This window comes from Muribaculum sp. An289, from assembly GCF_002159555.1.
Taxonomy (GTDB): domain Bacteria; phylum Bacteroidota; class Bacteroidia; order Bacteroidales; family UBA932; genus Merdivivens; species Merdivivens faecigallinarum.
In genome coordinates, this window is the sequence record NZ_NFIV01000007.1 from 60,461 (window position 1) to 78,273 (window position 17,813).

15 protein-coding genes are annotated in these 17,813 nt (G+C 49.6%); 8 read left to right on the forward strand and 7 right to left on the reverse strand.

Annotated elements, in window-relative coordinates:
• Positions 1 to 995: 995 nt before the first annotated feature.
• Genes B5F83_RS07125 through B5F83_RS07150 form a run of 6 tightly spaced genes read right to left on the reverse strand, consistent with a single transcriptional unit; the run spans position 996 to position 7,496 of the window.
• Positions 996 to 2,318, reverse strand: coding sequence for a TolC family protein (locus B5F83_RS07125; RefSeq protein ID WP_087278551.1), 1,323 nt, complete (start codon positions 2,316 to 2,318; stop codon positions 996 to 998).
• Positions 2,319 to 2,330: 12 nt separating this feature from the next.
• Positions 2,331 to 3,431: an efflux RND transporter periplasmic adaptor subunit gene (locus B5F83_RS07130; protein ID WP_087278554.1), complete on the reverse strand. Its 1,101-nt coding sequence runs from the start codon at positions 3,429 to 3,431 to the stop codon at positions 2,331 to 2,333.
• Between the two features lie 13 nt (positions 3,432 to 3,444).
• Positions 3,445 to 4,728, reverse strand: coding sequence for an ABC transporter permease (locus tag B5F83_RS07135; RefSeq protein ID WP_087278557.1), 1,284 nt, complete (start codon positions 4,726 to 4,728; stop codon positions 3,445 to 3,447).
• Positions 4,725 to 5,999 carry an ABC transporter permease gene (locus B5F83_RS07140; RefSeq protein WP_087278560.1) on the reverse strand — a complete coding sequence of 425 codons (1,275 nt, stop codon included), beginning with the start codon at positions 5,997 to 5,999 and terminating at the stop codon, positions 4,725 to 4,727. The genes B5F83_RS07135 and B5F83_RS07140 overlap by 4 nt, the downstream gene beginning before the upstream one ends.
• Positions 5,980 to 6,654, reverse strand: coding sequence for an ABC transporter ATP-binding protein (locus tag B5F83_RS07145; RefSeq protein ID WP_087278563.1), 675 nt, complete (start codon positions 6,652 to 6,654; stop codon positions 5,980 to 5,982). The genes B5F83_RS07140 and B5F83_RS07145 overlap by 20 nt, the downstream gene beginning before the upstream one ends.
• A gap of 44 nt (positions 6,655 to 6,698) precedes the next feature.
• Positions 6,699 to 7,496 (reverse strand): DUF2807 domain-containing protein, encoded by a 798-nt coding sequence (locus B5F83_RS07150; RefSeq protein ID WP_087278566.1) that lies wholly within the window; start codon positions 7,494 to 7,496, stop codon positions 6,699 to 6,701.
• Between the two features lie 125 nt (positions 7,497 to 7,621).
• On the opposite strand from B5F83_RS07150, the gene rlmD reads away from it, so the two are divergent.
• From rlmD to B5F83_RS07190, 8 genes are all read left to right on the forward strand, one after another.
• On the forward strand, positions 7,622 to 9,028 hold the full coding sequence (gene rlmD / locus B5F83_RS07155) for a 23S rRNA (uracil(1939)-C(5))-methyltransferase RlmD (protein ID WP_087278568.1): 1,407 nt from the start codon (positions 7,622 to 7,624) through the stop codon (positions 9,026 to 9,028).
• Positions 9,029 to 9,099: 71 nt separating this feature from the next.
• The gene (locus B5F83_RS07160; protein WP_087278571.1) at positions 9,100 to 9,795 is read left to right on the forward strand and encodes a 4Fe-4S dicluster domain-containing protein; all 696 of its coding nucleotides are present in this window, start codon (positions 9,100 to 9,102) and stop codon (positions 9,793 to 9,795) included.
• Between the two features lie 23 nt (positions 9,796 to 9,818).
• Positions 9,819 to 10,889, forward strand: coding sequence for a heterodisulfide reductase-related iron-sulfur binding cluster (locus B5F83_RS07165; RefSeq protein WP_087278574.1), 1,071 nt, complete (start codon positions 9,819 to 9,821; stop codon positions 10,887 to 10,889).
• Between the two features lie 18 nt (positions 10,890 to 10,907).
• Entirely contained in the window at positions 10,908 to 11,936 is a 1,029-nt protein-coding gene (locus tag B5F83_RS07170; protein WP_087278577.1) for an FAD-dependent oxidoreductase, read from the forward strand.
• Positions 11,926 to 12,264 (forward strand): 4Fe-4S dicluster domain-containing protein, encoded by a 339-nt coding sequence (locus tag B5F83_RS07175; RefSeq protein WP_087278580.1) that lies wholly within the window; start codon positions 11,926 to 11,928, stop codon positions 12,262 to 12,264. The genes B5F83_RS07170 and B5F83_RS07175 overlap by 11 nt, the downstream gene beginning before the upstream one ends.
• Positions 12,261 to 14,069, forward strand: coding sequence for a (Fe-S)-binding protein (locus B5F83_RS07180; protein WP_143822562.1), 1,809 nt, complete (start codon positions 12,261 to 12,263; stop codon positions 14,067 to 14,069). Before B5F83_RS07175 ends, B5F83_RS07180 begins: the two co-directional genes overlap by 4 nt.
• A 31-nt stretch (positions 14,070 to 14,100) precedes the next feature.
• On the forward strand, positions 14,101 to 15,399 hold the full coding sequence (locus B5F83_RS07185) for a cysteate synthase (RefSeq protein WP_087278587.1): 1,299 nt from the start codon (positions 14,101 to 14,103) through the stop codon (positions 15,397 to 15,399).
• Positions 15,396 to 16,379: a mechanosensitive ion channel domain-containing protein gene (locus B5F83_RS07190; protein WP_239383840.1), complete on the forward strand. Its 984-nt coding sequence runs from the start codon at positions 15,396 to 15,398 to the stop codon at positions 16,377 to 16,379. Before B5F83_RS07185 ends, B5F83_RS07190 begins: the two co-directional genes overlap by 4 nt.
• Positions 16,380 to 16,394: 15 nt before the next feature.
• On the opposite strand, the gene B5F83_RS07195 is transcribed toward B5F83_RS07190, so the two are convergent.
• Entirely contained in the window at positions 16,395 to 17,621 is a 1,227-nt protein-coding gene (locus B5F83_RS07195; protein ID WP_158094180.1) for a 1-acyl-sn-glycerol-3-phosphate acyltransferase, read from the reverse strand.
• Positions 17,622 to 17,813: the final 192 nt, after the last annotated feature.

Sequence of the window (17,813 nt, forward strand, 5' to 3'; positions counted from 1 at the left end):
TAGATGGTGATAGGCACAAACTTATCGGGGGAAAGTGCCCGGGATTCGTGAAAATTTGGTTCACTTTCCCGGTTAAGTGAACGTAGCGGAAGTACTGGTGCAGATAATTTTGTAACAAGTTGAATATCAATATATTAAAAATTCAAGTGCACATTTCGGCTATTTTAAACTTTCGAAATGTGCATCCGCCTTACTAATTACTTGATTATCAACATATTCAAAATCGTCGTACACTGACTGGGTGGGCAAACGGGATGACTGACGGGGAAGCCGTCAACGACATAAGGCAATTACAACCTTTCAAGACAGGTAAACTTTTTTCAGAACGGGACGAACCTGATAGCCAGCCTGTGTTTTTGTAAGTCATTGATAATTAATAATTTACTAAAAACCATCCTGCGCTTGGGTACTTTCTGAGGTACCCAAAGCCAGCCCATATTTTTACAACTCACTGACTATCAATACTATCAAACTTAACAAGATGGACATGGGGTGGAAAATATGCCGATAAAATACGGTTTTCCTTCTTTCATCATGACCTCTGTCATTTTTACCTCTGTCATTTTTCTCCCGAGATGTTGCTTTATCTGTCATGAAATGGAACTGCGAAGTATAGCCAACTTTATGAATGCGTTGACTATCGGTATTTAATAACCTCAGGGGAAAGTGCACCTGATTCGCGGCAAACTGGTTCACTTTCCCAGGAAAAACGGCGAAAATGGCGGTAGAATCAACATTTTCGGCGGGAAAGTGCCCGGGAGTCGTGGGAATTTGGTTCACTTTCCCGGCGCGTAAAACAGATAGGTGGCATGTGTGTCGCAACAAATGGGTTCACTTTCCCGGATTACTTACTCCCCAGATTGGCATGCCCCCCGGGATTGACTTCCTGGGGATTGTTACATGACTTCCCGAGTTGTCTCCTGGATTGTTGGATTGCCACATGGCTTCCCAAATTGACTTCCCGAATTGACTTCCCTGGATTACCACATGTGCTGCTACATGTAAAATTCCAGAATGCGGTACTTCAGGATGTAATCATACTTGCTGTGCGAAAGGGTGGCTTCGGCCTGGTCGAGGGCTGTCCGTGCATTTATATAGTCATAAACCCCGGATTTTCCCGACTCGTATTTTACAAGCTCGTTTTCATAGGCGGTCCTTGCCGCATCCAGGGCCTTTTTCGCCGCTACCATTGCATCGTATGCTGTCACCGCGCCCCAATAGGCCTGCTCGATTTCCTTTTTCAGGGCTTTCTGGGACTCGTTAAGGGCTATTTCATAACTGCGCACACTGATTCGCGACAGCTTTACGCTGTTCCTCACATTGTTCCTGCTGAAAATCGGAATCGACAGGGAGAGCCCTATGTATTCATTGCCGTTATTCGCAAGTTGGGTCCAGAAATCGCTGTTCAACGACCTGTCAGTAAGGTTCGAGAAGGCGCTGTTGCCATATCCGGCGGTAAAATAAAGGGTGGGGTAGTATGAGCTTTTCGCACTCTTCAGTGCCGCACGGCTGCTTTCAAGGTTCATTTCGGCGACCTTTACGGACGGATGCAGCAGGAGGGACGAAGCGTATATCTCCTGTAAGGACGGGAGCAGCCGGTATTCCGGCAATCCGCCCTCGCCCAATTCGATGTACGGTTCGAAATCCACAGAATCGGGAAGATTCATCGCCTGCCTCAAATCCAGTTCGGCAAGTATATAGTTGTTCTTGCTCTGTGTCAGCGAGGCCTTGTCGGAGGCTACGACCGACTCGTTGTCTATGACATCGCTCCTTGAAGCCTTTCCGCTTTCGTACCTTCCGCGGGCGAGTTCCAATTGGGACGTACTGGCCTCCAGACGGCTCTCCGCTATCCGGACAAGCTCCTTGGTGTAAAGCGCCTGCAGGAAATACGAGGCAATCTGGAGGGAAATATTTTCCCGGACCAAATCAAGCTGGTGGACCGCCGCCTCATAATCGAGTTTCGAGCGATCGACCTCGTGCTTGATTTTCAGACCCTGAAAAACAGGAATGGACGTGGATACCCCGAAAGAGCCCGACAACTGCGAATTGTCTATGTATGTCCCGTCCCTCGAAGGGCCGCGCCCGAAATACACATTGCCGCCAAGGGAGGCGGAAAGGTCGGGCAGGCGGGACATTTTCGCCGAGTTTACGTTGATTTTCCCGCTTTCGACCTGCAATTGCTGCTGCCTGACATCGTTGTTGTTCTCCAAGGCATATTCGATGCATCTGTCGAGGGTCCACATATCCTGCGCTACAGCCGGAACGGTCGCCGCAAAAAGGACGGCGGGGAATATCATTCGGAATAAAAACGGTTTCATGGCAAAAAAAAATCAATTGAGTTTCAACAATCCCTGTATCCTGTCTTCCGGTGACAGGCCGTCGATGACTTCGATATGGACCCCGTCCGACATGCCAATCCGTATGTCGCGCCTTTCAAAAAGCTGCTCCTTGCCGGACATGCCCTTGAAAATATTGACGTAGGCCGTATCCCCCGAAAATCTGACCGCGCTTTCCTCGATGGCCAGCACCCCGGTCTTCTGCTCCGTCACTATCTCGGCATTGGCACTGTATCCGGCCCGCACGAAAACCGAATCCGGAATGTCCATGACCGCCTCGATTTCGAACATAACAACATTGTTTTCTTCCGTGGATTTCGGAGAGATATATGTGAGTACGGCATCGAATTCATAGCCCTGGAGGGCGCCAATAGTGACTTTTACCGGCACCCCGGTACTTATTTTACCGACATCGGCTTCATCCACGTCCCCTTTAAAGAGCATGTTGCCCAGGTCCGCCACTTCGGCTATCGTCGTGCCGTCATTGAAGGTATTGGCCTGAATCACCGAATTGCCGACTTCCACCGGTATGTCGAGTATTTTTCCCGTAATCGTCGACCTCACCTGGGTATTGCTGAGGTGGGCGTATTTTTCCGAAACCCCCTCGGTCACGATTTTAAGGGCATCTTCCGCGTTTTCGACCTCCTCCTCGGCATTGTCCAGACTGGTCTGCGCGGTCTCGAACTCCTCATCCGAGATTATGCCTTTTTCATGCAGCTCCCTGCTGCGCTCGAAATCCCTCTGCGCTTTCTCCAGATTGATTCCTGCAACCCTAAGGCGGCCTTCTGCGCTGTTAAGGGAACTCATTTCCGGAACGACCTTTATCGTGGCTATGATATCGCCTTCCTTTATATCGTCCCCGGGCTTGCAGTGAATGGCCTCTATGATGCCTGAAATCTGGGGCTTTATAAGCACTTCGTTGCCCGGCTCTACCTTCCCTGTCGCTATTATCGAGTTCACGAGGTCCCGTGTCGAAGGGGAAACCAGCTCGTATTCTATGGTTTTCGGCCTCGACTTGATGTAAAGGAAGACCATTGTCCCTAAAAACAGGGCAATTAAGAGTACAATCCAGAAAATTTTAAAAAACTTTTTCATATTCCAATCTGTTTTATTCTTCTCTAAGTGCATCTACAGCACTGATTTTTATTGCTTTATATGCCGGAAGGGCGCCTGCCGCGAGACTTCCCGCAAAAATTATCCCGAATGCAAGCAGGGCTGTGCCGAAGGGCAGTTGCAGGCTGATTCCGAGATTGTAAGCCATTTCCACTTCGTCCTCGAAAATTATCGGCAGCAATATCCTGTCCAGGGCTCCCTGCGTTAACAGTGCCGCCGTCATCCCAAATATGCCAGCAAGGAGGGTCAACACTGAACTCTCGGCAAGTACCTGCCCGACAATCTCGACGGGTTTTGCCCCAAGGGCCCTGCGCACGCCTATTTCCTGCCGCCGCTCGCGCACGATGATTAGCATGATATTGGTTATGCCGATGATACCTGCCAGAAGAGTGCCCGCCCCGACAAACCATGTCAGGAAAATCACTCCCGAAAACAGCCCGTCGACCATTTGGCGGAGTTCCTCGGTATTGAATACCATCAATGCCTTGTCATCTTCGGGGGATATCGTATGTATATCCGAAAGTACTGACCTACAAGCGTTTTCGAGCATCTTCAAGTCGGCATTCCTTTCGGCGAGGATGCCTATCATGCTTATCTCGGAACTACCGTGGTTATGGAGATAGTCAATGGTAGAGTAGGGGGCTATTACTGTATTCGGCGAGCTGAACGTAAAACCGCTCTGCCCCTTTTCATAGACCCCGACAACTGTATAATATATGCCGTCTATCCCGACTTTTTTCCCGAGAACCTGCTGATAGTCGTTGTTCCCCAAAATGTTTTCAGCCGTCCATTTCGACAGCAGGCAGACCTTCCTCCGCATATCCATATCTATGTCGTTCAACAGTCTTCCGGCTATCATGCTTATCTTGTCTATTTCCTGGAAGGCGGCATCGTATCCGGTATATGAAATATTGTATGACGTACCGTCGCAGACCATCTTGCCGCCCCAGTTGCTGTATCCGATTGCCCCGGCCAGTCTTATTCCCGGTATTTTCTTTATTTCCTCCAAATCCCTGTATCGCATTTCCCACCACCTTCCGGCAGGCATGCCTTTGTATGATATGGATGTGGCATCGGTACTTATGAAAGATATTTTCTGGGAAGAATCGCCGAGCTGCTTTGTGACTATCCCCGATATGCCCATACCGGCACCGAGCAGGAGCACAAGCATGAAAGTGCCCCAGATTACGCCGAGCGAAGTAAAAATGCTCCGCTTTTTGTTCCTGCCGAGGCTCTGGAAGATTTCGCGCCACCATTCTATGTCGAATATCCTGATCATATCCCGTCCCTCAATGCATCAATAGTCTTGACCGCAGCCGCCCGCTTTGCGGGAATGTAGCCTGCAATTATTCCCGATATTATAAGTACCGCCGTAGCGCTGAGCACGATAGGAATCTCTACCGTAGGATTTACGAATATGTTTACCTGCTCGAAAATCGTTCCGGCATACACATTCCCTCTGTTTGTCAGATAGGCGTTTACGGCCTCCATAGTCCCGACACCGAGGCACATTCCGACATAACCGAACATGGCGGTGATTGTTATGGCTTCGGCTATGACAAGCGTGATGACCGAGCGGGGAGAGGCTCCCAATGCTTTCCTTATGCCTATCTCGGTAGTCCTTTCCCTTACCGACACGAGCATTATGTTGGAAACCCCGACTATTCCAGCGAACAATGTCCCGAAACCTATCATCCAGATAAATATGTCCAAAGCCCTGAAGACAGTCATCAGTTCTTTGTAAAACTGCATGTTGTTGCTGATATAGAATGCGTTCACATCGTCAGGGGAGAAGCCGTGCCTCCTTGAAAGCCTTGCGCGGAGTTTTTCTTCGAATTCCTCCGATTGCTTTTCCGTTATTTCGGGCCTGAATTCGAATGCGACGTTTGATACCGAATTATTACCACCGGCATATAAAAGCACGCCCGTATCATAAGGTATGAGTACGTCTGAATATGCTCCGTAACCGTCGTTTTTCACGACCCCCACGACGGTATAAGTGAATTTTCCTATGAAAATCCGTTTTCCTATCGGGTCTTCGCCTCCTTTGAACAGGACTTTTTCGAGATTTTCATCGATAACGCAGGATTTCCGCTTCAATCGTATGTCCAAATCATTGATATAACGGCCTTTGGTGAGTTCGGAACCTGAAATGCGCATATAACCTGGAACTACTCCCACTGTGCTGACGGTCATTGTCTGCTGCCTGAACGCCGCCGTATCGTAAGTAAATGATTTTATGGGACATACATTGTCCGTCACATAGTCCGAAAATTCGTTGCGGATGATTTCCAGGTCCTTGCCGTCCATCGTGACCCAACGGTATTTGTCGAAACCTCCGTAACCGACTGACGTATAGCCTCCCCAGATGCGGCCGCTGCTAACCATCCTTGTACCGAAATTGGCCAGCATGCCGTGCATCAGGCCGTTGCCGGCACCGAGCAGCACCACAAGCATGAAAATGCCCCATGCCACGGAAAATCCTGTCAGGAAAGTCCGCAGCCTGTTCTTACGCAAGGACTCGAATATCTCAGTCAGCAGCTCCCTCATCGATTATGCCGTCTTTTATGTGGATAATCCTCTGTGTCTGAAGCGCTATTCCTTTTTCATGGGTGACACAGACTATGGTCATGCCGTAATCCCTGTTCACTTTTTTCAGCAAATCCATCACTTCCTGCGAAGTAACGCTGTCCAATGCACCCGTAGGCTCATCCGCTAGTATCAGTTTCGGGTGGGTTATAAGCGCCCTCGCTATGGCCACGCGCTGTTTCTGGCCTCCGGACATCTCGTTAGGCTTGTGGTCCGCCCAGTCCCTGAGTCCGAGGCCCGCAAGAAAATCCAGGGCCATCGAATTGCGCTTCTTTCTTGAGACACCTTTATAATACAGAGGCAGGGCCACGTTTTCGAGGGCGGTCTTGTAGCTGATAAGATTGAATGACTGGAATATGAAACCTATCATGCTGTTTCTCATTGCGGCTGCTTCTGTCTCGCTGAGGCCCTTGACGAGTTTTCCGGAAAGCCAGTAATTCCCGCTGTCGTAATCGTCGAGGATTCCGAGGATATTGAGCAGGGTCGATTTTCCTGAACCGGATGCGCCCATTATTGAAACAAGTTCGCCTTCCTTGATTTCAAGGTCGATTCCTTTCAGCACATGGAGAGGGGAACCGTTGTTGTAGGTTTTGTGTATTTTTTCTAATACGACCATGGTCTATTTAACATAATGCCCGTTATGTGACAAAACCATTCTTTTTATTCAGCAACGTTCTCGACGACCGAAGCCCCCGTCTTGTCAAGAATGATCCGTGGAGGATTACCTTTATAATATAGCTTCGAGCCTCCGGAAACTTCTCCCTGGAGCAAGCCGGTAACCGTTATTTCGGTAAAGCTGCCTCCGGATGCGGAAATGTCCATCGTCCTGCAACTGAGCGGAAACCCCGAGAGCTTGCTGGAGCCGTTTGTCGAAAGTTCGAAATAACCTACGCTTCCTCCGATTGTAACCTCAGCATTTGCAGAAAGCCCTGCATAGAAATCCTCTGCGGTAACCGAGCCGTTGAATACAGACATTCCGTTAACGTTGAGAATCATGCTCGTACAATCGAAATCGGCATCTATCTGCGACTGTCCGTCCGCTGTCACCTCGACATTGCCGGCCCTCAGCGTATCCTTTGAGGATATGATAGCCCCGGTTCTGGCCGAAAAAGTATCAAAATTGTTGGAGGAAACATATATCGCGACTTCCAACTTGCTGAACGGCATCGACTTGCTGTCGACATACAGGTTCAGGGCACCTTGCCGCTGCTCGACGACCACATATTGCTGGGCGTCTTCGTTGGTAACGACCCTGACGGTCTTTTCCGGTATTTCCGGAGATACCACGAGCCTGATTCCGTCGCTCACCTCTATCTTGGAAAGCGAGCCGCTGACAGAATACTCTTCGGACATTACCCTGCCGGTAGGTACATTCGAGCGGTCCTTGCTGCATGCGGAAAAAGCCAAGGCAAAGACACACAATGACAGAAACATGCTGAAATCACGTATATTTTTCATGATATTTTATTTATTTAAACATTTCATCCAAAAAAAATCTTCATAATATCAAAATTTCTCAAAAAACATGTAAATATAACGATTTAGGAGAAAAAATCTTATTTTTGCGCACCAAAAATTCAAATATGGCAAGAAAGAAAAAAGAAAAGACCATATTGCACAATGTGCTTATTGAAGAAGTCGCCGCCGAAGGCAACGCAATAGCGCGTGTGGACGGAAAAGTCCTGTTCGTGCCGCAGGCCGTTCCGGGGGATGTGGCGGATATCTGTGTGACCAAAAGCAAGAAAAACTATATGGAGGGATATGTCGCCGATATCATACACCCCTCCCCTTACCGGCAAAAACCGTTCTGTATCCATTACGGCATCTGCGGAGGCTGCAAATGGCAGCCGCTTCCCTACCGCATGCAGCTGGAAGCCAAGGAAAAACAGGTCTACGACCAGTTGGTGAGGATAGGCCGTCTCGACGTGCCCGAGATAGAACCGATAATAGGGAGCGAAAAGCAGCGCTATTACCGCAACAAGCTCGAATTCACGTTCTCGAAACGCCGCTGGCTCCTCGACGGCGAAAATCCGGACGAAGTGACCGGAAACGACCGTCTCGGCCTCGGATTCCACGTGGGAAGGTTTTTCGACAAGGTGCTCGACATAAAGGAATGCCATCTCCAGCCCGATCCTTCGAATGACATACGCCTGTTCATCAAAAGGCATGCGCTCGAGAACGGAATCGAATTTTTCGACCTCAGGGAACATACCGGTGTCCTGCGCAACCTTACCATTAGGACGGCATCGTCCGGAGAAACCATGATTATCCTGTCAGTCACACGTTTCGACGAAAAAATCGCGGAACTCCTCAATGCCGTGGCCGACAATTTTCCTCAGATATCATCGGTATATTATTTCATCAATACGAAGGCCAACGATTCCACTTCCGACCTTACGGCCGTCCTGTACAGAGGCAAGGACACCATATACGAAGAGATGGAAGGCCTGCGTTTCAGAATCGGGCCGAAATCGTTTTTCCAGACAAATTCGCTACAGGCCTACAACCTGTACAAAGTGGCAAGGGAGTTTGCCGGACTGACCGGAAAAGAGACCGTATACGACCTGTACACCGGAACAGGCACGATAGCCCAGTTCGTGTCTTCCCGTGCGTCGAAAGTCATAGGTATCGAATATGTCAGGGAAGCCGTCGAAGATGCCGCTGCAAACTGCCGGGACAACGGCATTTCAAACTGTGAGTTTTTCGCCGGCGACATGAAGGACATACTTACCGGGGAATTCCTGCAGGAGCACGGCCGCCCGGATGTCATAATCCTCGACCCTCCGAGGGCCGGAATCCATCCCGACGTGGCGAAAACCATACTTGAGGCGGCCCCTGAACGTATCGTGTACGTCAGCTGCAATCCGGCAAGCCAGGCAAGGGACATCGCCCTGTTGTCGGAACGCTATTCCATCGGGCGCGTAAGGCCCGTGGACATGTTCCCGCAGACCCACCATGTCGAAAACATAGTCCTGTTGAACAGAAAATAGACCTGACGGCATCTGTTTTCGCATATTTTTTTTACCTTTGTATAATCGTGTGTATATAAACCTTAACCGATATGGGCAAATTATACGATGAGCTCGCACAGGATTATAGGGTCAAGGAAGGCCTGAAAGCATGCATAAATTGCGGTACCTGCACCGCAATTTGCCCTGCCGCGGAGTTCTACAGGTATGATCCGAGAAAGATAGTCGACATAGTACAGTCACAGGATGACGAAGCCATAGAAAAGCTCCTGAAGAGCGATGTAATCTGGTATTGCGGCGAATGCATGTCCTGTGTCACGAGATGCCCCCGCAAGAACGCTCCGGGGCTGATTATCATGGCCCTCAGAAACCTTTCGGCGAAAAAGGGCTATTTCATCTGTTCGGAAAAGGGACGGCAGCTGTATCCGCTGACGAAAATCCTTACGGGCAATATCCTGAACTTCGGCTATTGCGTATATCCCCAGACTTTCAAATGGGAAGACCACCCGGAATCCGGCCCGGTGTGGAAATGGCACTGCGAGCATCTGGAAGACAGCCTCGCGAGGAACGGGGCGAATTACAAGGGCGAAGGCCCGGGCGCATTGAGGAGGATACCACAGGAAAGCCTCGACGAGCTCAAGGCGATATTCGATGTGACCGGAGGCACCGAGCGCATCGAGACTGTAAACAAATATTCGAAAATCAAGGCCGAGCAGATGGGAATGGACATGGAAGAATATTTCCGCCATACTTTCAACGATACCGAAAAGGACCATCTCAACGAATGATTATTAATTGAAGGATAAAGAAAATGATATACCAGGGAAAACAGAAAATATGGTCTGATTACAATAAGGAAATTCCTGACGATCATTGGTATTATGTCAGAAGTTGCATACGGCAGAACTTTTTCCCGGCCTCGGAAAGGATGATGGTCGAAATCTGCAAGAACGTGTTGAAAAAGGATTTTTACGAAAATCCCAACCACACGACATGCGGAGGGATAGCCTATCATTGCGATACCCTGCCTCAGGAAACAGCCATGACGATAGTGGCCCGCCAGTTTGCACTGATGACGGAAAGCGGTTATGAAAACTACGCCGCCTCCTGCATAACTTCTTTCGGCAATTATTGCGAGGTCCTCGAAACATGGCATGAATTTCCGGAACTTGAAGCAAAAATCCGCGAGCTGCTGTGGAAATCCTGCCGCCGCGAGTTCAAGAAGCCGAAATACCTCTGCCACACGAGCGATCTTATTTTCAAATACCGCAACGAAATAGCCGCAAAGGCCAAATACAAACTCATCAATTGCCGGACTGGAGAACCTCTGAGAGTGGTCGAGCATATCGGCTGCCACTATTCCAAAATGTTCCCTTCAAAAGGTGTCGGAGGAGCCGAATACCCATACGTACTCGTCGGAATGATAGAATCCTGGGGAGGAAGCGTGATAGACTACCCGGAAAGGAGGCATTGCTGCGGATACGGTTTCAGACAGTACCACATAAGGGCCAACAGGGGCTATTCCCTGTCGAATACCCACAAGAAATTCGAATCGATGGAACCGTACAGACCGGACATGATCATAACCAATTGCCCTGGCTGTCCGTATTTCCTTGACAGATGGCAGTATGTAATCTCGGAGATGACAGGGAAGACATACGGTGAAAACGGTTACGGCATTCCTGTATTTACATACGAGGAGGTCGCCGGACTCGTCCTCGGGTACGACCCGTGGGATTTGGGGCTCCAGCTGCACCAGACTGCGGTGGAACCGTTGCTCGACAAAATCGGCATACCATACGATCCGAAAAGGAAATATCTGGGACTTAACGAGAAAGACCTTAAACGGCCCGAACTTCCCGGGACATTGAGGTGTTGCTGACAATAACATAATGAAGCTATGAACAAAAACATCGTTATCATAGGAGGCGGACCGGCCGGCATGGAGGCGGCTTCACAACTGATAGGATTGGGATACAGCCCCATCATAATCGAGAAGACTTCCGCCCTCGGAGGCCATCTCGCACGCTGGGACCGGCTTTTCCCGGACAGAGGCAAGGCGGACGGGCTCCTCGCCGAACTGTCGGAAAGGCTTAACGGGGCCAACGTGTTTTACGACAGCGACATTGTGTCCATAAACAGGCTCAACGACAGCTACAATGTAATCTTGTCGAGCGGGATTTCCATAATAGCACAGGCAGTACTGGTATCCACCGGTTTCAGGCTATTCGATGCAAGGAAAAAGGAAGAATATGGCTATGGTATTTACAATAAAGTAATTACAAATGCCGATTTAGAGTCCTACTTTAGGACAGGCCATGATGACAGGATTGACGAATCCGGCATTAAAAGAATCGGATTCGTACATTGCGTGGGCTCAAGGGACGAGAAGGCATGCAACCGCCAGTGCTCCAAAGTATGCTGCATCACGGCGCTGAAACAGGCCATAGAGCTCAAGGAAAAATTCCCTGACAGCACGATATACTGTTTTTACATGGATTTGAGGCTTTTCGGACGGAAATACGAGGACATCTATCTTTCCGCGCAAAAAGATTTCGGAATCAGGTTCATCCGCGGAAGGGTCTCGGAAGCGAGCGAAGACATAGACGGCAACGTCATCGTGAAGGCCGAAGACACCCTTACGGGAAAACCTTTGAAGGTGACTCTCGACCTGCTCGTACTGATGGCCGGAATGTCGGCGAACCCCGACGCCAACAGGATAGCGAACATGCTTTCGCTTGCCATCGATTCAGACGGTTTCCTGCAAAGCTACGACAACGTGGCCTATATACACCGCTCCAAAAAGAGGGGGATTTTCTACGCCGGCACCTGCACAGGGCCGAAGACATTGCCGGAAACACTGTCGGAAGCGAGGTCTGCGGCATTGGACATACACAATTATTTTAAAGGCATGGAATATGGCGACTGACTTCGGATTCAAGCTCTCCCCCAGCTCGACAATCAATATGGACAGGGTCGATACCACGGCTTTCGACACCCTTGTGTCCATGGAGCCGGATGTCATGAAATGCATCTCCTGCGGCTCATGCACGGCAACCTGCACCGCCGGGAGATTCTACGACATAGGGCTCCGCAAAGTGATATTATACCTACAGAGAGGGATGGAAAAAGAAGCCGTGGGAATGCTCAGGCACTGCATGCTTTGCGGAAAATGCACCATGGTCTGCCCGAGAGGCTTGAATACAAGGCATATCATATTAAGCATCAGTAAAATATATAAAGACATAGAGCAGTGAGGGAACGATTCATATCAGGGTATAACGATTTTGTGATACCATTCATGGCCGGGATGATTTTTATCCTCGTCTACCTGCTTGTCGCCCTCATAAGGCTGATTCTGCAACTGCCGGCCAGGGACAGGAGAAAGTTTTTCCTCTCCCTCCTCAATCCGAAAATACTGCTCAAAAACATCCGCGACATTATCTGCGATTGCCTCCTGCATGTGAAGATTTTCAAGAGGAATCCGCTCCTGGGCTACATGCACGCCAGCATCGCTTTCGGATGGTTCATGCTGATAGTCATAGGACACATAGAGGTCTTCCTCTTCACCCCGCACCGCGCGAAGCTCCTGTACTACCCTATATTTTTCCGTTTCTTCGTGGCGGAAACGAACGAAACCCTGCAAGGGGCGTTTTTCTTCTTCCTCATGGATTTCTTCCTGCTCATCGTGCTGAGCGGAATAGCGCTCGCGATGTTCAAAAGGATACGCTCGAAGGCTCTTGGAATGAGAAGGACGACAAAACTCAGCTTCATGGACCATATCGGCCTGTACGCATTGTGGTCGATTTTCCCTCTGCGGCTGCTTGCCGAAGGATTCACCGCCGGGATAAGCGGAGGAAGTTTTCTTACCGAATCGATAAACAAGTTACTCCCCGCATTCCTGAGCGACCCGAACAACATCATGCCGACATGGTGGGCCTATTCGATAGCCCTCGGAGTATTTTTCTTCGTAATGCCTTTCACGAGGTACATGCACATTCCGACGGAAATCATGATGATTCTGTTCCGGAATGCCGGGCTCAAAATAACCCACCCGCGCAAAGGTGTCGCGAAAACCCATGTCTATACCTGCGCCAGCTGCGGGCTCTGCATCGATGCCTGCCCTATGGGGGCCGAAAAGATAAATATCAAGGATGCGACAGTTTATCTGACACGTCAGATAAAGAGGGGTAATGAAAAACGTATCAGAGAGATAAGTGAAAAATGCCTGATGTGCGGCAAATGTACGGCGATATGCCCGGTCGGACTCGATGCCACCCTGCTCCGCCAGGCCCAGAGGAACCTGGCTGACTATCCTCTCAAACCGGATTTTTCTTCGCTTCCCGAGACCGTCGCCGAAAGCTCCGAAGGGAAAATCCTGTATTTTTCCGGCTGTATGACACATCTGACGCCCAAAATCCACCGCGCCATGGCCGGTATCCTCGATGCCTCGGGCCTGGAATGGGATTTCATGGACAAGGACGGGGGTATCTGCTGCGGAAGGCCGATGATGCTTACCGGCAGACAGGACGAAGCCATGAAGCTCGTTGAAAAAAACACTGCGCTGATAAAATCGTCGGGAGCGAAGACACTGCTGCTCTCCTGCCCGATTTGCTATAAGATTTTCAAAGAAGAATACAAACTTGAAGGAATAGAGATAATCCACCATACGCAATTGATTGAAAGACTGATAAGCGGAGGAAAAATCAAGACCGCTTTCAATCCTTCGCGCTCATTCGTATATCATGACCCTTGCGAACTCGGCCGGGGCTGCGGAGTATATGAAGAGCCGCGGAAAGTGATTTCGTCAGTAGGAACACTCAAAAAAGCGGCGAAAGAACGCAAGGAAAGCATCTGCTGCGGCGGGTCGCTCGGAAGCCTCACCCTGTCCTTCGAAAGGCGGAAGGCGATAACCGAACACTCGCTGCATAACCTCACGGCCGACAATCCGGACAGCATTGTTACGGCCTGCCCTCTGTGCCTTAACACTTTCGGACGGTATGCCGACCGTCCAGTAGAAGACATAGCGGAAATTGTAAATAAAACATTGATAAAGAATTAACGTTGTTTATTTTAACTAAAACTTATAAACCATGGTCAAATTCAAACCGACAAAATACGTGTTGCAATGTATGGCGACAGGTGAAAGATTCGAAGATTCGGGTTGGGTTCTGGCATCCTCGAAATGCAACATACCATCCCTTGTCCGCACTGTATATGAGAACCGGCAGTTCAACCTGCGTAAAGATCTCGACGGATTCTACCAATTCGCGGACTGGCTTCCCATAAAGAGGACCCTTTCGGATTCAGCATCCCCTGTAACCTACAAAAGCACAGGACTCGCATCGGTCCTCGGTTTGGAGAACCTATATATAACCTTCTCCGGGTACTGGCCGGAAAGGGGGGCCGGAATGAAGACCTGCTCGTTCAAGGAAACCGAAGCATATTCCGTATGCGCAAGGCTGGCGGAAGACAACGACAGGATTCTTGTAGTGGCTTCGGCCGGAAACACTGCGAGGGCTTTCGCCAATGTATGTTCCGAGAACAACATTCCGCTCCTTGTGGCCATACCGGAAGAAAACATAGACGCCCTGTGGTTTGAGAAACCTCTCAATGATTGCGTGAAAGTGGTCGCGACCCCGAAAGGGACGGACTATTACGACGCAATCGCTATCGGGGACATTATCTGCGGTTCCCCGCGTTTCCTTCCCGAAGGAGGTGCCAAAAACGTCGCAAGGCGGGACGGAATGGGCACAACCGTACTCTCCGCCACAACTTTCATAGGCAGGATTCCGGACTGCTATTTCCAGGCCATAGGAAGCGGTACAGGAACCATAGCGGCCTGGGAATGCAATCTCAGGCTCATAGAGGACGGACGTTACGGGACACACAAGATGCGCCTCTACCCGTCCCAGAACATACCTTTCACGCCCATGTATGACGCATGGAAGGCCGGCAGCCGCGAACTTTTCCCGTCGACAGCCGAGGAGGCAAGGCAGAAAGCATTGCAAATCACGGCGAAGGTGCTTTCCAACAGAAAACCCCCTTACTCGCTTTGCGGAGGCCTTTTCGATGCCCTGAAAGACAGCGGAGGGGATATGGAGACCGGTACCAACGAGGACATAATCCGCATTTCGGAGCTTTTCGAAAAGGCTGAAGGAATAGACATACATCCGGCAGCCGCAATAGCGATAGCCGGCCTTGAGCACGCCATAGCGGCGGGAAAAGTCTCGAAAGACGAAACAATCATGCTCAATATAACCGGAGGAGGGGAAAAACTCTTCAAGAAAACGCATGAAGTATTTTATAAGAAGCCGGATCTCATCCTGCATCCGGAAAAAGAAGACAAGAACGACATTATCAACACCGTAGAGCATCTGTTCAGACCATGAGAATCCTCCAGACACTTACCCCGAGCGCGGCCGACACTGCCGCCGCCGACTCATTGGAAAAATTTTCCTCAAAGATTTCCAGCGAAATAGACTCCCTGGCCCAGATGAAACCGGAAGAATTCATTTCAGCGATAACCGAGGACACCTCCAGGCTCTTTTCCCAGGAAACGCTCGACTACCTCATTGACGGGCTTGTCAGCTTCGGACTCAAAATACTTGCCGCCCTGGCGATATACGCCATAGGGGCATGGATAATCAAGAAATGCAAGCATATCGTAAGGAAGATTTTCGAAAAGAGGAAGACTGAAAAGAGCCTGGCCTCCTTCATTATGAGCGTTATCAGCATTACCATGACGATAATCCTCATAGTGATTACAATCAGCACTCTCGGTATCAACACCACCTCCGTGGCCGCCCTCCTCGCTTCCGGAGGTGTCGCAATAGGATTCGCAATGAGCGGAACGCTCCAGAACCTTGCCGGAGGAGTCATGATTCTCGCTTTCAAGCCATTCAAGAATGGAGACTATATCGAGGCCCAGGGCTATGCAGGCACCGTGGACAGCATCGACATCTTCAATACTAAAATCACCACTCCGGACAACAAGATGATTATGATACCGAACGGCATCCTGTCGAACGGGACAATCAACAACTACTCGAAGCAGGATTTCAGAAGAGTGGACTGGATTATAGGAATCGAGTACGGCAGCGATTTCGAAAAGGCTTCCGAAACCGTACAGTCGATACTTTCCGGCGACCCGAGGATACTCTCGGAACCGGCAAAACCCTTTGTCGGCATAGAAACCCTGAATGCAAGCAGCGTGGACGTGGTAGTGAAAGTATGGGTAAAAACCTCTGACTACTGGGACGTTTACTACGACTACAACGCCCTGTTTTACAAGAAACTGCCCGAGCACGGAATCAATTTCCCGTTCCCGCAGATGGACGTATGGTTCAGGAACAATCTTCCGAAAGCGTAGGCAAAAAAGCAGGCCCTACTGGCGCATTTCGCTGTTCTCCTCTATGAGGGAATTGAACTCGCTGCACGAATACCTGTGCTGGTTGAGTCCCTTGTTTATTACCGGGTTGGCATATATCCTGAGGAAGATATCCCTCAATTCGGCACGGTCAAGTTCCGGCTCGACTTTTCCGAGCTGGGCATCGACATAGGCCTTGAAACCGATAAGCTGGTCCGGCGTATATTCAGAAATGAAGCGGGCCTCATTGTTTACACCGTCTATAGCACCCTCGGAAGCCAGTATGTCGTAAGCCATATAATTGGTTTTCCACAGCTTGTATCCGCGGATGATTTTGTCCCCGAGCCTCTGCCTCATGAGAGGGAAACGTTCCGCACGGGGTATGTCGTTGAATTCGGCAATCTCCTCGATAGCGAGCGGTGTCGAAAACGAGATATGTATGCGCCCCTTGAACTGCTTGATACCCGTAAGGATACTGTTAAGGTCTTCATTCGGAGCTTTAACATATTTCTGTCTCTTCGATATATACAGTTCGCGGGCTTTCAGTATGTCGCATGGCTCGTATTCGTAAGATATGCTCATCGGCATTATGTTCAATTCGTCGAAATCCTCAGCGAAATTCCCTGAACCGCTCATGTCGAGCATCTTCAGAAGCCCCTGCTCGAATCTGTCGTTCCCGTCCTTTGTACGCCCCTGCCTCTGGGCGAGCCATACGGAACTGCGGTTGCAGGTAATGTTCTGACGTATGTATTTCGAAAGCTTCAGCGAAGAGTAGTAAAGTTCCTTTGCCGATATTCCTCTGGCGACCTTTATCATCCTGTTGGAACGAATCAGCGATTCTATTATCTTGTTGGATATCAGATTGTCGCCTACTGCAATCTCCGTAAACGGCAGCGAATGCTTGAAAAACAGGAGCTGGAGGAAAGCCGGATCGAGGATTATGTCGCGATGATTGGAAAGTATGAGATACCTTTTATATTCCTTGAAATATTCTATTCCGTCGTATGTAAGGCTCGTGGCCGTCCTTTCCAATATATAGTTGATAATGCGCGACATCACCTTGATCTGGAAATCGTCCACTCCTTTTACCGTCTTCAGTATGTTCGAAAGCACCTTGGGGTCTTCTTCCGGGAAACAGAACTTGGACACTTCCTCCACCATCGGATGGTCGGCTATCTTTGCCAGAGCTTCCCTCGCCTCTTCGTCAGTATATGGTATAATACTCTCGAAATCAGATAAATACATAACGTTTTCAGTTTTATTTCCCACAAAGATAGTAAAATATATCATATTTTTGGTTATTTTAAATAATAAGGCTATATTTGTGTATTGCCTGTAAGGCAATGGGAGGCCGTTTCTGACGGCTTCACGCTTTGAAAAAGGAAAGTGTCCCTTCACTTCATGGGAATCCATGGGGTGCGGATGGCGGCCCACCTT